Genomic DNA, 15,081 nt, shown 5'->3' with positions numbered 1-15,081 from the left:
CTTCTTAGTTTACAGGAACAATCATGGCAAGACGCATTCTAGTTGTTGAAGATGAAGCGCCCATCCGAGAAATGGTTTGTTTTGTGTTAGAACAGAATGGTTTTCAGCCTATTGAAGCTGATGATTATGACAGTGCCATCGCTCAGATGGTCGACCCTTTACCTGATTTAGTATTACTTGATTGGATGATCCCCGGTGGTTCTGGTATCCAAGTGATTAAACACATGAAGCGTGATAGCGCCACGCGTGATGTTCCAGTCATGATGTTGACGGCTCGGGGAGAAGAGGAAGATCGCGTAAAAGGTTTAGAAGTTGGCGCTGATGACTATTTGATTAAGCCGTTTTCCCCAAAAGAATTAATTGCCCGAGTGAAGGCGATTTTACGTCGCATTTCACCAATGGCAACAGAAGATATTATTGAAATGAATGGGTTAACGCTAGATCCAACTTCCCATCGTGTGACCAGTAATGAGACGCCTATTGATATGGGGCCGACAGAGTATAAGCTCTTACATTTCTTTATGACCCACCCAGAGCGTGTATATAGCCGTGAACAGTTATTGAATTATGTCTGGGGGGCTAATGTGTATGTGGAAGATAGAACTGTAGATGTGCATATTCGGCGTTTGCGAAAAGCGTTGGAAATTGGTGGGCATGATAAAATGGTTCAAACTGTGCGCGGTACAGGTTATCGTTTCTCGGTTCGTTATTGAAAACTACCTAAAGAGAGGCATGCGTGCTTGAACGCTTATCCATTAAACAGCTGATTTTAGGGCTGTTTTTATTTATCTTACCAGCACTGATATTATCAGTTTTTATTGGCCACTTACCTTGGTTATTGGTGATATCACTGCTGGCCGCGCTGGTTTGGCATGGGTATAATTTATTAAAACTTTCCTATTGGCTCTGGTTAGATAAAAGTATGCTGCCACCGGAAGGGCGTGGAGGTTGGGAGCCTATCTTTTACGGTATCTACCAGATGCAGCAACGTAACCGTAAGCGCCGTCGTGAATTAGGCCAATTAATTAAACGTTTTCGAAGTGGTGCTGAATCCTTACCTGATGCGGTAGTCATGATGACAACCGAAGGGACGATTTTTTGGTGTAATCGTCACGCCCAAGCTTTACTGGGTTTTCGCTGGCCAGAAGATAATGGCCAACATATTTTTAATTTGTTGCGTTACCCTGATTTTAGCCGTTATTTTTCCATTAAAAATTACGAGCAAGCGCTAACTATTGAGCTTAATAGTGGTGAGATTGTTGAGTTTCGTATCTTACCTTATACCGAAGGGCAGTTATTGATGGTGGCACGAGATGTCACAGAAAAACGCCGTTTGGAAAAGGCTCGTAGGGATTTTTTTGCGAATGTAAGCCATGAATTACGTACTCCTCTTACCGTTATTCAGGGTTATCTTGAAGTGATGGATGACCAAGAAGGGGTATCTGCAGTTAATAAAAAAGCCTTGCATGTTATGCAAGAGCAAACGCAGCGGATGGATAATTTAGTTAAGCAACTGTTGCAGTTATCCCGTATTGAAATTGCCCCACAAATCAACCTTGATGAACAAGTTAATATCCCATTGATTCTCAAAATGATTGAGCAAGAAGCTCTGAGTTTAAGTCAGGGGCGTCATCAGTTTGTGTTTAATATTGATGAAAAACTGCGGGTTCATGGCAATGAAGAGCAGTTACGTAGCGCGGTTGCAAACTTAGTGTATAACGCAATAAGTCATACACCGGAAGGGTCAAAGATTTGGGTTGATTGGCAAAGAAATTATAGTGGTGCACGTTTTAGCGTGAGGGACAATGGCCCAGGTATCCCTGCAGAACATATTCCACGCCTCACTGAGCGGTTTTATCGGGTAGATAAAGCGCGTTCACGGCAAGGCGGCGGTGGGACAGGTCTTGGGTTAGCTATCGTCAAACATGCGGTTCAACATCATAGTAGCCAATTAGTGGTGACTAGCCAGATTGGTAAAGGGAGTGAATTTTCATTTACTTTACCAACGGTGTTAATTGTTGATGATAAAAACCTTAAAAAGTCATAAATAACTCCACTTTATTAATAGAATCAAAATATTAATAAAGTGGATTCTTTTTATTAATCGATTGATTAATTCTATTAATTCATTTTTTTTATATTTTATCCCACCAACTGTTCATTTTGAAAAAATATATCCTGAAAATTATCGAAATATGGGGGTGACAAAATGATGGGTTGTTTATTTTTCGAGCAAATCATATAACGGGGATTGTGATTTTACTGAAAGGAATCACTGGTTCTGAAAATTAGTTTAGTGATTTACTCTTGTTTTCACGTTTGCTATTGCCTTTTTGCCCTATAAAAGTTCTACTTGTTGTCAGTTATTGGCGAATTTTTCTGTTTATTAATTTTTCATTTTGTCAAATGCAAAAGAACATACCTTTTTGTATTGTTAATAGTATGTTTCTCAGAATTCTATCTCGCTATATATATTTCAAAGGGTTGCTAAGTGTAAACCCATAACTTTCTATTTTCGTCACTAAAAATTAACATAATATGGCTCATCGTTTATCATCTAGAGATATCATCGCATTAGGTTTTATGACCTTTGCGTTATTTGTTGGGGCTGGGAATATTATCTTCCCGCCTATGGTTGGTTTGCAGGCAGGGGAACAAGTTTGGACGGCAGCACTTGGGTTTCTTGTTACAGGTGTCGGTCTACCCGTTTTAACCGTTATTGCCCTTGCTAAAGTGGGTGGGGGGATTGAAGCCCTTAGTACCCCAGTGGGGAAAACGGCAGGGTTACTACTCGCGGTTATTGCTTATCTATCTGTCGGCCCTCTTTTCGCTACACCAAGAACGGCAACAGTGTCCTATAAAGTCGGTATCGCACCATTATTTGGTGGTGAATCTGACATGTTGTTACTGATCTACAGCCTAGTGTACTTTGTCTTAGTTATTGGTATTTCACTGTATCCGGGTAAATTACTAGATAGCGTAGGGCACATCTTGGCCCCTGTAAAAATGCTTGCTTTAGCTATTTTAGGCGTGGCTGCGGTAATGTGGCCTGCAGGCGACCCAATCCCTTCAACGGTAGATTACCGTGAAATGGCTTTCTCCAATGGTTTCATTAATGGTTATTTGACCATGGATACTCTTGGTGCCATGGTATTTGGTATTGTCATTGTTAATGCCGCCCGCTCAAGGGGGATTGAAAACTCTTCGTTATTGACGCGTTATACGATGTGGGCAGGTTTAATTGCTGGGGTATTATTAACGCTGGTTTATTTATCCTTATTTAAACTGGGCGAAAATAGCGGTTCTTTAATCCCTAACCCAGCAGATGGTGCAGATATTCTGCATACATATGTACAATACACTTTCGGTAACTATGGCAGTTTCTTCTTAGCCGTATTAATTTTTGTGGCGTGTATGGTTACTGCGGTTGGTTTAACCTGTGCATGTGCAGAATTTTTTAGCCGCTATGTATCTATTTCTTATCGTAAATTAGTTTTGATCCTAGGGGTTTTCTCCATGGTGATATCAAACCTTGGTTTAAGTAAACTAATTGCGTTTTCATACCCCGTGTTGGTCTCTATTTATCCACCATGTATTGTTTTGATTTTATTGAGTTTTACTCTGAAGTGGTGGAAGAATCCGACCGTGGTTATTGCCCCAACCATGTTAGTTAGTTTTGTTGTTGGTTTAATTGGCGCAGTTAAAGCCTCTGATCACTTAAAAGTGTATATCCCTGAGTGGATGACAGCAATGCCACTGTATAAGCAAGATTTAGTATGGGTATTGCCAACAATTGTTGTGTTAGTGGTTGCAATTTTGTGTGATAAATTTGTGTCACCGGCGGCGCAACATAAACAAGCGTAATCTAATTCACATGCTGATTTTTAGCTAATAAGACAAAGAGGAAAATACATTTTATCCTTCTTTGTTCGCAAGTTTAAATGCCCCCGTCATTATGGCGGGGGCATTTTTTTCAGGTATTAGTCAACCCCAACGGCACTCCCAGCAGGGCGTCGGACATCGTTAGAGCCATAAATAAAGCCTTCACGTACTTTTCCTGAAACAGCAGAATCATTGCCTGATGATTTGGCACTGACGCCAGCTCCTTCTGGAATGGCGACCATAATCAGCTCAGCTGCGCCCCAAGGGGTTTGTTCAACCATCTTGTAACCCATTTTATCAAGCAGGGCTAAGCTATCTTTAGAGACACCTCTTTGCTCATAATACACTTCATCTGGTAACCATTGATGATGGATCCTCGGTGCATTAACAGCTTCTTGTGGTGGCATACCGTGGTCAATAATATTTAATGCTGTTTGTAAGGTGATAGAAATAATTCTTGAGCCACCAGGCGAGCCTAATACTAAGAATACCTTGCCATCTTTGGTGACAATGGTTGGGCTCATTGAGGACAGGGGGCGTTTACCCGGAGCAATAGAATTGCGCTCACCTTGTACTAAACCATATAGATTTTTTTCTCCCACTTTAGTCGTAAAATCATCCATTTCATCGTTTAGAAAGAAGCCTGTCCCCGGTGGGATCACGACAGAACCAAAGCGACCATTGATAGTATAAGTAGTTGAAACTGCGTTACCTTTTTCATCAACGATAGAATAGTGCGTCGTCTCTGGTTTTTCGTGTGGTCCCATACCCGGTTGAACTTGAGTTGATGGTGTTGCTTGGTTAGGTTTTATTTCCTTACGTAATTCTTCCGCGTAAGTTTTACTCAGTAGTTTTTCTGTTGGGTTATCTACAAATTCAGGGTCACCAAGGAAGGTATTTCTATCCATATAAGCATGGCGCATAGCTTCAGTTAGCGTATGGATATAATCCGCAGAATTAAAGCCCATTTCTTTGAGGTCATAGCCTTCTAAAATATTGAGGGTTTGGCAAATGGTAACGCCTCCAGAACTTGGGGGGGGCGCCGAAATGAATTTATAACCTCTATATGTACAGCTAATAGGGGTTGTATCTGTGATGGTATAATCTGCAAAGTCTTTTGCCGTCAAAATACCACCATTTTTCTTTGAGGCTTCCTCGATAATTTTGGGGATTTCTCCCTCATAGAAGGCGGAAGGCCCATTTTTAGCAATTTTTTCTAGGGTATTGGCTAAATCACTTTGCACTAATAAATCGCCTGGTTGATAAGGGCTACCATTAGGTTTTAAGAAGATACGTGCGACTTCTGGGTCTTGTTTAAAACGCTCAGTGGTTGTGTCTAACACATCGGTATCTGCACGGGTTAGTACAAAACCTTCTCTAGCTAATTTGATAGCAGGCTCCATCACCTGTTGACGGCTCATTGTGCCATATTTTTCTAAGGCGTAGTCTAAGCCTTTGACCGTTCCCGGTACACCGGAAGCTAGGTAGCCATACAGGCTGGCATCTTTGATTAACTTACCCTCTTTATCGAGATACATATCAGCACTTGCTGCGGCAGGAGCGGTTTCTCTAAAGTTGATAAATAAATCTTTTCCATCTGCCAAATGAATGGTCATAAAGCCGCCGCCGCCAATATTACCACAGCATGGGTTCACAACCGCTTGGGCATAACCGACAGCAACAGCTGCATCTATAGCATTACCACCAGATTTGAGGATATCCGCACCAATCTGCGAGGCTAAATGTTGGGATGAAACAACCATGCCTTTCTTGGCTTCAACGGCCGGTTCTGATGCGGCAAAGAGTTGAGTTGAAAATAATAAGGAAAGTAATAAAGCAGCAGGGCGTAATGATGTTCTGATCATTAGTATCTCCCAGTTAAGGTAAGGTTTGATGTAACACAAATTAATAATATGAATGATTTGTTAATTATTTGTGTTTTTAATGTATAGCATACAATAGTGCGGAATGTTGAATATTTGAGTTAATAAGTGTTAACTTGGTAGGGTTATTTATGAATAAGCAGGGATTAAATATGGATAGGAAAAGGGCTCAAAAAGAGCCCGTAAAGTATATTATTTTTTGTTAAACAACGACATGTGGACCCAGCCATTATTGGTTAAAATGAGAGGGCTTTGTTGTGCACGCTCAGCATGTGTTTGTGCTGATTGAATTTGCGGGTAAGCCGCCATCACTTTTTCATTTTTAGCCCATGGAGCCACATCTTCCAGTTTTTGGGTATAGTTGGCTATAGAGATTTTCTGCCCACCGCGTTCAGCGGGTTCAGTAAAGTTTGTGACTTCATTGACGACTAATTTGCCAGTGCAAAAGCTACCGCGTCCCGAAAATTGAGATTGTTTTTCGTCGTAGAATTTCTCACCTTCACTAGTCAGCGTATATTCAACCCCTTCGCCAGTATGTTCCCCACTCCACATGTCTTTCATGGTGACTTGTTTTTCAGCTTTAGCTAGCAAGCCCGCATCAACTAAGGTATCGAGTTGTTCAATATTACGAGCGCTAAATTTCGTGATAAAGCCTGCTGGCATTTGACCGACATTGATGCAAATAACTTTTCTAGTATCAAGGTAGTCTTGGATGGATTTTTTGAAGTTACTTTCAGATGCGGTTTGGCTGTTGTCACAGCCAGCAAGCAATGCACTGATAATAGCCACTGAGGCTGCGAGTTTTAAGTTCATTTTCCTATACCTAGTTTTCGTTATTTTTATTTAAATTAAAGATGCGATAGTTTAATTGGAGCATCTAAAAATGATGAATTTGTAACTAAATGTCGCTAAATGTAACCATATTATAAATGGAGTAGGGTTTACAGTAAGAATGAGGGGGGAAAGTGGGGTTTTGGCGTGATTTGGGAACTTTCTGACGTAATGATATGTAGCGAACAATGGGGATTTTAGGCAAATAAAAAAGCGGGCATCTGCCCGCTTTTTAAAAACTCATATCACGGATTACAGTTTGGTAGAGTTTTTAGTCAGGTAATCAGCAACGCCTTTCGGAGATGCATTCATGCCTTCTTTACCTTTTTCCCACTGAGCTGGGCATACATCACCGTGCTCTTCGTGGAATTGTAAAGCGTCAACCATACGGATCATTTCATCGATGTTACGGCCTAATGGTAGGTCGTTAACTACTTGGTGGCGAACAATACCGTTTTTATCGACGAGGAAAGAACCACGCAGTGCAACACCTGCATCTGGGTGTTCGATGCCGTATGCTTTAATGATTTCACGTTTGATATCAGCAACCATCGGATATTTAACTTCACCAATACCACCGTTATCTACAGGGGTTTTACGCCATGCGTTATGAACAAACTCAGAGTCAAAAGAAACACCAACCACTTCAACACCACGTTTTTTGAATTCTTCGTAGCGGTGGTCAAATGCGATCAGCTCTGAAGGGCAAACGAAAGTAAAGTCCATTGGCCAGAAGAAGATGACAGCTGGACGACCGTTCAGGTGGTTTTTCAGGTTGAAGTTATCAACAATTTCACCGTTACCTAAAACAGCAGCAGCAGTAAAGTCAGGGGCTTGACGTGTTACCAGAACCATAATTTACTCCTATGAGTTTGAATTAAAGGTTTTTTGCCCTTATCCATTTTTAATCTAAACGGATATTTAGGACATAGACTTCCAAAAGAATAAGGAATTATCTTTTGATAATAAAGGCATTTAAACCAATTATTGTGATAGGTTTTGCCTATCAATCATAATGCTTTATGAAATTAATATCAATAAGATAGTTTTATTCCATTAAAGTGCAAGCTTTAATTTATTACTTTGTATTAATTGTGACATCTTGTACAAAAAAATGTTGCAGCGCGTTTGCCATCATTTGTGGGTAGAATTGGAAGAAAATATTTTCAAGCTGATTATATTGCAATAAAAAATCATCAAATGAACCACTTAGCGCCCCCAGTTTTGGCCGCCTTCTGGCCATACCATTGAGTGATTTGCCTATATAGTTTTTATCTGCATAACGAATTAGCCAGTGTTGTGGCCACAAGTATTCATTTAACTCTTGGAATTTTTCAGGAGTATGACACAGTTGAGGTTCAATTGTTTTTCGGCAATAGCGCACAAAATCTACTAGTGGCAGAGTCGGTTCAAGAGTTGACCAATGTAGCGATAAAAAATGATCCCAGACTAAATCTAATGTAATAGGGGCAACACGGCGGTACTCATCACGAAATAGGCCTTTCGCTTCTTTGACTAGCGGGTGAGTATCGGTGACCCTATCGACGGTTCGGTGCATAAATATACCCGCGACAATCTCAGGTGAGTATCGCCCAGTAGGGTTACCGCGGACGTAGTCAGCCATGATGTTACCCAATAGGGAACTATGGGCGATATGAGCGAGGTGTAGGTGTGCTAAATAATTCACTTTAAAATGTCCGTCGTCTTTCAAACCACTGGGGTGTTAGCTTTGTAAAGCCACCCGAATCACATACTCATGTATGCTCATCGGGATATCTTTACTTGCTGCCTACCTGTGATTCGAAACCCATAGGGCATGTAGCGCAGCTTAGCTAACTTTTTGATTGCTCAAACTATAGCAGTAATTACGTTTAATTCGAAACTTACAGGGCATGACTTGAAATGGAGTAAAAAACCTTTCTTAATTTGCAGCTTATAGGTATCAGTATTGAGAAACAAAAGAAAAAAGATTGAAATAAATTTGTTATGAAATCTTAGCAAAACAGAAATAATTCATTCTTTGAATGGATAAATAGTACGCAGAATTTTTTGCTAACAAAATATTTGTTAAATAATGGCGAATATTTATACTATTTTGCGCTTATTTCTTGCGCCAAAGGCGGTGCGGCACTAGACTAGTCGCCTGTTTTTTTAGATTGATGTCAATACAATGCGTGTTTCTGATTTTACTTTTCAATTACCTGAAGAACTGATTGCCCACTATCCACAGGCGGAACGTAGCGCTTGCCGCTTATTAAGTCTGGATGGAAGCTCGGGGCAGCTAACGCATGGTGTTTTTACAGATGTTCTAGAAAAATTGGAGAAAGGGGATTTACTGGTATTCAATAATACCCGCGTGATCCCAGCAAGGTTGTTTGGTCGCAAAGTCAGCGGCGGTAAAATTGAAGTTCTCATTGAGCGTATGTTAGATCAACACCGTGTATTGGCCCATGTTCGCGCATCAAAAGCACCGAAAGAGGGGGCTGAACTGTTGTTGGGTGAAGATGAAAGTGTCAAAGCCACGATGATGGCGCGTCACGGTGCCTTATTTGAACTGCGTTTTGATGATGAACGGGATGTTTTGAGCATTTTAAACCAAATTGGTCATATGCCATTACCCCCTTACATCGACCGGCCTGATGAAGAAGCGGATAAAGAGCTTTATCAAACTGTGTATAGTGAAAAACCGGGGGCTGTAGCAGCGCCAACGGCGGGTTTGCACTTTGACGAGCCTTTACTTGAAGCTTTGCGCCAAAAAGGCGTTGAAATGGCATTTGTTACCTTACATGTCGGCGCAGGTACTTTCCAACCTGTTCGTGTTGATACTATCGAAGATCACATTATGCACTCCGAATATGCGGAAGTGCCACAAGATGTGGTTGATGCGGTATTAGCCTGTAAGGCGCGTGGCAATCGCGTTGTTGCTGTAGGGACAACGTCTGTGCGCTCACTGGAAAGTGCGGCTAAAGCTAGCCAAGATGCCTTGATTGCTCCATTTTTTGATGATACCCAGATTTTTATTTATCCCGGGTATGAATATCAAGTGATAGACGCACTTATCACTAATTTCCACTTACCAGAATCAACATTAATTATGTTGGTTTCTGCGTTTGCGGGATATAAAAATACTATCAATGCGTACAAAGAGGCGGTTGAACAAAAGTATCGTTTCTTTAGTTACGGTGATGCTATGTTCATCACACCCAATGCGAATGCACCATTCGAAAAAATTGGGGAATAATCAGTTCGAGCGGTGGCGTTGGCTGCTAGCTTAGCAAATTAATATTATCGACAGCATCAGACTGTTTTTCTGATGCTTGGAGGCAAACGTGAAATATGAATTACAAACGACTAGCGGCAATGCACGTCGTGGTCGCTTAGTATTTGAGCGTGGTGTGGTAGAAACCCCCGCGTTTATGCCAGTAGGCACCTACGGTACTGTAAAAGGCATGACACCTGAAGAAGTAAAAGAAACGGGTGCTCAAATTCTTCTAGGGAATACTTTCCACCTGTGGCTGCGTCCAGGGCAAGAGGTCATGAAGCTCCATGGTGATCTTCATGATTTTATGCAATGGCAGGGGCCGATATTGACGGATTCAGGGGGGTTCCAAGTCTTTAGTCTTGGCGCTATGCGCAAAATTAAAGAGGAGGGCGTGCATTTTCGTAACCCAATAAATGGTGAGAAAATTTTCCTAAGCCCTGAAAAATCAATGGAAATTCAGTATGACCTCGGTTCAGATATTGTGATGATTTTTGACGAGTGTACGCCATATCCGGCAGATTGGGATTACGCAAAGACATCAATGGAAATGTCGTTACGTTGGGCTGCTCGTAGCCGCCAACGTTTTGACGAATTGAACAATAAAAATGCACTATTTGGCATTATCCAAGGCAGCGTTTACGAAGATTTACGAGATATTTCAGTTAAGGGGCTGGTGGAAATTGGCTTCGATGGGTACGCTGTAGGCGGCCTAGCTGTAGGCGAACCAAAAGAAGATATGCACCGCATCTTAGAGCATGTTTGCCCTCAAATTCCGGCAGATAAACCACGTTACTTAATGGGGGTGGGCAAACCGGAAGATTTAGTGGAAGGTGTTCGCCGTGGCATTGATATGTTTGATTGTGTGATGCCGACACGAAATGCACGTAATGGGCATTTATTTGTCACACATGGCGTGGTAAAAATTCGTAATGCTAAGTATAAATCAGATACATCGACATTGGATGCCGATTGTGACTGCTATACTTGTCGCCATTATAGCCGCGCTTATTTACATCACCTTGATAGGTGTAATGAAATTCTTGGTGCAAGGCTCAATACCATTCATAATTTACGTTATTATCAACGTTTGATGGCCGGTATTCGCCAAGCAATCGAAAATGGAAAATTTGAAGAGTTTGCGAAAGATTTCTACCAGAAGATTGGTAAACCCGAACCTTCATTAAATATCGAGTGAATTTAAGTGCGAAATGCTACTAATCTGTGTAGCATATCAATCTGATACTTACCATACTTTGAGGCGCATGCGCTTATTAGCTTTATGTAATTCGAAGTATTTATAGAGTATATTTTTAAATTGCTTTCAATAAAACAATGAGGAAAGTTGAATGAGTTTTTTTATTTCTGAAGCAGCAGCGTCAGCAGGTGCGCCAGCGCAAGGTAGCCCATATACTATGGTTATCATGCTTGTTGTTTTCGCTCTGATCTTCTATTTCATGATTTTGCGTCCACAGCAAAAACGTGCGAAAGAACACCGTAAATTGATGGAATCTATCACTAAAGGTGATGAAGTTTTAACAACAGGCGGTTTAATCGGGCGTGTGACTAAAGTATCTGAAACCGGTTATGTGGTTCTTGAACTGAGTGAGAACACAGAAGTAACCATCAAACGTGATTTCGTTGCTGCTGTTTTACCTAAAGGCACAATGAAAGCAATTTAATTCTGATTCTCCCGAAGGGAACTGCCGTGCTAAACCGTTATCCTTTGTGGAAGTATCTGATGTTGATCTGTGCGATCCTCATCGGTCTGCTTTATGCGCTTCCAAACCTATATGGTGAGGATCCGGCTGTTCAGATCACTGGCGTGCGGGGAACCGCCGCCAATGAACAAACGCTGATCCAAATCCAAAAATCGTTACAAGATGATAAAATTCAGAGCAAATCAATCTCTCTGGAAAATGGGGCAATTTTAGCCCGGTTCAACAACTCTGATGTTCAGTTACGTGCTCGTGAAGTGATCATGAATGCACTAGGTGATCAGTATGTTGTTGCATTAAACCTTGCACCTGCGACGCCTAAGTGGCTTGAAATGATCGGCGGTGAGCCGATGAAACTCGGCCTTGACTTGCGTGGTGGGGTTCACTTCCTGATGGAAGTTGATATGGACACTGCATTAGGTAAATTGCAGGAACAAAACATGGATGGTTTACGTAATGACCTGCGTCAAGAAGGCATTGCGTACTCTTCTATTCGTAAAGGCAATGATTATAGCGTTGAAGTCCGTTTCCGTAACGCAGATGATCGTAGCCAAGCAGAAAAAGCACTAGCACGTAAATATCCAGACTTAGTGTTTAGTGATGGTAGCGACAACACGATGATCGCTGTGATGACCGACGAGCGCTTACGTGAAGCTCGTAACTATGCGGTTTCTCAGAATATTACCATCATCCGCAACCGAGTAAACCAATTAGGGGTTGCTGAGCCACTTGTCCAACGTCAAGGTGCTGACCGTATTGTTGTTGAATTACCCGGAATTCAAGACACCGCTCGAGCAAAAGAGATTTTAGGTGCTACAGCAACATTAGAATTCCGTTTGGTGAATACCAGTGTTGATTCATCCGCTGCTGAACGTGGCCGTGTGCCAGGTGATTCAGAAGTGAAATATGACCGTGAAGGCATGCCTTATGTACTGTATAAGCGTGTTATCTTAACGGGGGATCATATTACGGATTCAACATCTGAAGCCGATGAAAATGGTGCACCACAAGTAAGCATCAGCCTTGATAGTTCTGGTGGTTCTATCATGTCCGATTTTACGCGTGATAACCAAGACAAACTGATGGCAACCCTGTTTGTTGAATACAAAGACAGTGGTAAAAAAGATGCAGCAGGCCGTTCAATTTTAGTGAAAGATGAAAAAGTCATCAACGCGGCACGTATTTCGGCTCGCTTTGGTAGCAAATTCCGTATCACAGGCATCAACAATGGTACAGAAGCTCGTCAACTTTCATTATTGTTACGTGCGGGAGCGTTGATTGCGCCAATCCAAATTGTCGAAGAGCGTACCATCGGCCCAACTTTGGGTATGCAAAATATCGAACAAGGCCTGAAAGCTTGTATCGCGGGTCTATTAGCATCAATTCTATTTATGATTATTTACTATCGTAAATTTGGCTTGATTGCCAGTAGTGCGCTGATGGCGAACTTGGTATTAATTGTTGGGGTTATGTCTCTGTTACCGGGGGCGACACTAACTATGCCAGGTATTGCTGGTATCGTCCTCACCCTTGCGGTTGCAGTCGATGCCAACGTTCTTATCAACGAACGTATCAAAGAAGAGTTGCGGAACGGAAGGTCTGTTCAACAAGCAATTCATGAAGGTTATAAAGGCGCCTTCTCAAGTATTACAGACGCAAACTTAACGACATTAATCACGGCTATTATTCTCTATGCAGTGGGTACAGGGTCGATTAAAGGCTTTGCGATTACGACAGCGATTGGTGTCGCAACCTCTATGTTTACAGCTATTGTTGGTACACGTGCAATCGTGAACCTGCTTTATGGTGGTAAACGTATTAACAAGCTGTCAATTTAAGGAGCACGTTGTGGCACAGGATTATTCTGTTGAACAATTGAACTATGGTCGTAAAGTCTATGACTTTATGCGCTGGGACAACGTTGCCTTTGGTATTTCTATCGTATTACTGATCGCTTCTTTTGTGATTATCGGCCTCAAAGGTTTTAACTGGGGGTTAGATTTCACTGGGGGGACAGTTATCGAGATCAACTTAAGTCAGCCTGCTGATTTGGATAAAATTCGAGATAGCTTGTCTAACTCGGCTCATAAAGATCCATTAATCCAGAACTTTGGTAGCAGCCGTGACATCATGATCCGTATCCCGCCAATCGAAGGCGCTGCGGGTCAAGAGGTTGGTAAAGAAATTATCACCATCATTAACCAGAGTGTAGATGATAAAGCGACGGTAAAACGCATTGAATTCGTTGGGCCGAGTGTCGGGGCCGAATTAGCGCAAACAGGGGCTTTAGCACTGTTAACTGCACTAATTTGTATCTTGGTATATGTCGGCTTTCGTTTTGAATGGCGATTAGCCGCGGGGGCTGTATTGTCTCTCGCTCATGACGTGGTGATCACATTAGGTATTTTGTCTCTGTTTCATATCGAAATAGATATGACAATCGTGGCATCACTGATGTCAGTAATTGGTTACTCACTGAACGACAGTATCGTTGTTTCTGACCGTATCCGTGAAAACTTCCGTAAAATTCGTCGTGGTACGCCGTACGAAATCATGAACGTCTCTTTAACACAAACATTGAGCCGTACCATCATGACATCGGCCACAACGTTGTTAGTGGTTCTGATGCTGTATCTGTTCGGTGGCACTATGCTGGAAGGCTTCTCATTGGTTATGTTAATCGGTGTAACCATCGGTACTATTTCATCTATCTATGTGGCTTCTGCATTAGCACTGAAGATGGGTATGAAACGCGAGCACTTGATGCAGGCGAAAGTCGAAAAAGAAGGTGCAGACCAAGAGTCATTACTGCCTTAATTTAAAACTGGCTAAGCCAATTAGCACTTCAAATAGTTGGTGCCGTGAGTTGGCTGCAAACGAGTGATATCCCGAGGAGCATAATAAACTATGTGACTAAGGATAGCGCAATGCAGCTAACAACACCCTCACAGCACGAAATATGAAGAGTTACGAGCACCCTAGGAGGCATCTTCTAGGGTGTTTTTTATTGCATAGTAGGGTAAACTATGTCTCCGTAAATAGATCCAGGAAACGTTATGCATTGTCCATTCTGCTCAGCTGTAGATACGAAAGTCATCGACTCGCGTCTGGTTGGTGAAGGCGCACAAGTCCGTAGGCGCCGCCAATGTTTGCTTTGTCATGAACGTTTCACGACCTTTGAGGTGGCTGAACTCGTGATGCCTCGGGTTATTAAAAGTGACGATGTACGCGAACCGTTTGATGAAGAAAAACTTAATCGCGGTATGCAAAAAGCGCTAGAAAAACGCCCCGTCAGCTCTGATGACATTGAACAAGCGATTATTTCAATTAAATCCCAGCTTCGTGCTACAGGAGAACGTGAAGTTCCTTCTAAACTTATTGGTAGCTTAGTCATGGATGAGTTAAAAAAACTCGATAAAGTCGCTTACATTCGTTTTGCTTCTGTTTACCGTAGTTTTGAAGATGTGCGTGAGTTTGGCGAAGAAATCGCTAAATTACAGGACTAACG

13 protein-coding genes are annotated in these 15,081 nt (G+C 41.9%); 9 read left to right on the top strand and 4 right to left on the bottom strand.

Annotated features, from left to right (window positions below):
* Positions 1 to 23: 23 nt before the first annotated feature.
* The 3 genes from phoB (at position 24) to brnQ (ending at position 3,864) form a co-directional block, all read left to right on the top strand.
* Positions 24 to 713 carry a phosphate regulon transcriptional regulator PhoB gene (gene phoB / locus ACIPUA_RS11585; protein WP_042846958.1) on the top strand — a complete coding sequence of 230 codons (690 nt, stop codon included), beginning with the start codon at positions 24 to 26 and terminating at the stop codon, positions 711 to 713.
* Positions 714 to 736: 23 nt separating this feature from the next.
* The gene (gene phoR, locus ACIPUA_RS11580; protein WP_042846957.1) at positions 737 to 2,047 is read left to right on the top strand and encodes a phosphate regulon sensor histidine kinase PhoR; all 1,311 of its coding nucleotides are present in this window, start codon (positions 737 to 739) and stop codon (positions 2,045 to 2,047) included.
* Between the two features lie 491 nt (positions 2,048 to 2,538).
* Positions 2,539 to 3,864 carry a branched-chain amino acid transport system II carrier protein gene (gene brnQ / locus ACIPUA_RS11575; RefSeq protein ID WP_048608400.1) on the top strand — a complete coding sequence of 442 codons (1,326 nt, stop codon included), beginning with the start codon at positions 2,539 to 2,541 and terminating at the stop codon, positions 3,862 to 3,864.
* Positions 3,865 to 3,980: 116 nt separating this feature from the next.
* On the opposite strand, the gene ggt is transcribed toward brnQ, so the two are convergent.
* The 4 genes from ggt to ACIPUA_RS11555 form a co-directional block, all read right to left on the bottom strand.
* Positions 3,981 to 5,747 (bottom strand): gamma-glutamyltransferase, encoded by a 1,767-nt coding sequence (gene ggt / locus ACIPUA_RS11570; RefSeq protein ID WP_449059694.1) that lies wholly within the window; start codon positions 5,745 to 5,747, stop codon positions 3,981 to 3,983.
* Between the two features lie 210 nt (positions 5,748 to 5,957).
* Positions 5,958 to 6,578, bottom strand: a complete 621-nt coding sequence (locus ACIPUA_RS11565) for a hypothetical protein (RefSeq protein WP_042846954.1) — start codon at positions 6,576 to 6,578, stop codon at positions 5,958 to 5,960.
* 270 nt (positions 6,579 to 6,848) lie between these two features.
* Complete coding sequence (locus tag ACIPUA_RS11560) at positions 6,849 to 7,451, bottom strand: peroxiredoxin C (protein WP_042846953.1); 603 nt, start codon at positions 7,449 to 7,451, stop codon at positions 6,849 to 6,851.
* Positions 7,452 to 7,674: 223 nt separating this feature from the next.
* Positions 7,675 to 8,283 (bottom strand): acyl carrier protein phosphodiesterase, encoded by a 609-nt coding sequence (locus tag ACIPUA_RS11555; protein WP_042846952.1) that lies wholly within the window; start codon positions 8,281 to 8,283, stop codon positions 7,675 to 7,677.
* Positions 8,284 to 8,766: 483 nt separating this feature from the next.
* On the opposite strand from ACIPUA_RS11555, the gene queA reads away from it, so the two are divergent.
* The 6 genes from queA to nrdR all read left to right on the top strand — a co-directional run bounded on the left by queA (position 8,767) and on the right by nrdR (position 15,079).
* Positions 8,767 to 9,837 (top strand): tRNA preQ1(34) S-adenosylmethionine ribosyltransferase-isomerase QueA, encoded by a 1,071-nt coding sequence (queA, locus tag ACIPUA_RS11550; RefSeq protein ID WP_042846951.1) that lies wholly within the window; start codon positions 8,767 to 8,769, stop codon positions 9,835 to 9,837.
* A gap of 88 nt (positions 9,838 to 9,925) precedes the next feature.
* Positions 9,926 to 11,053, top strand: coding sequence for a tRNA guanosine(34) transglycosylase Tgt (tgt, locus tag ACIPUA_RS11545; RefSeq protein ID WP_042846950.1), 1,128 nt, complete (start codon positions 9,926 to 9,928; stop codon positions 11,051 to 11,053).
* Between the two features lie 151 nt (positions 11,054 to 11,204).
* Complete coding sequence (gene yajC / locus ACIPUA_RS11540) at positions 11,205 to 11,537, top strand: preprotein translocase subunit YajC (RefSeq protein WP_004905542.1); 333 nt, start codon at positions 11,205 to 11,207, stop codon at positions 11,535 to 11,537.
* Positions 11,538 to 11,563: 26 nt separating this feature from the next.
* The gene (secD, locus tag ACIPUA_RS11535) at positions 11,564 to 13,411 is read left to right on the top strand and encodes a protein translocase subunit SecD (protein ID WP_071547706.1); all 1,848 of its coding nucleotides are present in this window, start codon (positions 11,564 to 11,566) and stop codon (positions 13,409 to 13,411) included.
* Positions 13,412 to 13,421: 10 nt separating this feature from the next.
* A complete protein-coding gene (gene secF / locus ACIPUA_RS11530) occupies positions 13,422 to 14,390 on the top strand; it encodes a protein translocase subunit SecF (RefSeq protein ID WP_042846948.1) in 969 nt (322 codons plus the stop codon).
* A 239-nt stretch (positions 14,391 to 14,629) separates the two neighbouring features.
* Positions 14,630 to 15,079: a transcriptional regulator NrdR gene (gene nrdR, locus ACIPUA_RS11525; protein ID WP_042846947.1), complete on the top strand. Its 450-nt coding sequence runs from the start codon at positions 14,630 to 14,632 to the stop codon at positions 15,077 to 15,079.
* Positions 15,080 to 15,081 lie beyond the last annotated feature (2 nt).

This window comes from Providencia sp. AGC89 (assembly GCF_053543535.1).
Note: the sequence above shows the minus strand (reverse complement) of the source record. Positions and strands in the feature narration are given on the sequence as shown.

What these genes read in the sequence shown, in the direction of transcription:
- phoB (WP_042846958.1), top strand. Translation starts at nt 24, where the DNA reads ATGGCAAGACGCATTCTAGTTGTTGAAGATGAAGCGCCCATCCGAGAA.
- brnQ (WP_048608400.1), top strand. Translation starts at nt 2,539, where the DNA reads ATGGCTCATCGTTTATCATCTAGAGATATCATCGCATTAGGTTTTATG.
- ggt (WP_449059694.1), bottom strand. Translation starts at nt 5,747, where the DNA reads ATGATCAGAACATCATTACGCCCTGCTGCTTTATTACTTTCCTTATTA.
- ACIPUA_RS11565 (WP_042846954.1), bottom strand. Translation starts at nt 6,578, where the DNA reads ATGAACTTAAAACTCGCAGCCTCAGTGGCTATTATCAGTGCATTGCTT.
- ACIPUA_RS11560 (WP_042846953.1), bottom strand. Translation starts at nt 7,451, where the DNA reads ATGGTTCTGGTAACACGTCAAGCCCCTGACTTTACTGCTGCTGCTGTT.
- queA (WP_042846951.1), top strand. Translation starts at nt 8,767, where the DNA reads ATGCGTGTTTCTGATTTTACTTTTCAATTACCTGAAGAACTGATTGCC.
- yajC (WP_004905542.1), top strand. Translation starts at nt 11,205, where the DNA reads ATGAGTTTTTTTATTTCTGAAGCAGCAGCGTCAGCAGGTGCGCCAGCG.
- nrdR (WP_042846947.1), top strand. Translation starts at nt 14,630, where the DNA reads ATGCATTGTCCATTCTGCTCAGCTGTAGATACGAAAGTCATCGACTCG.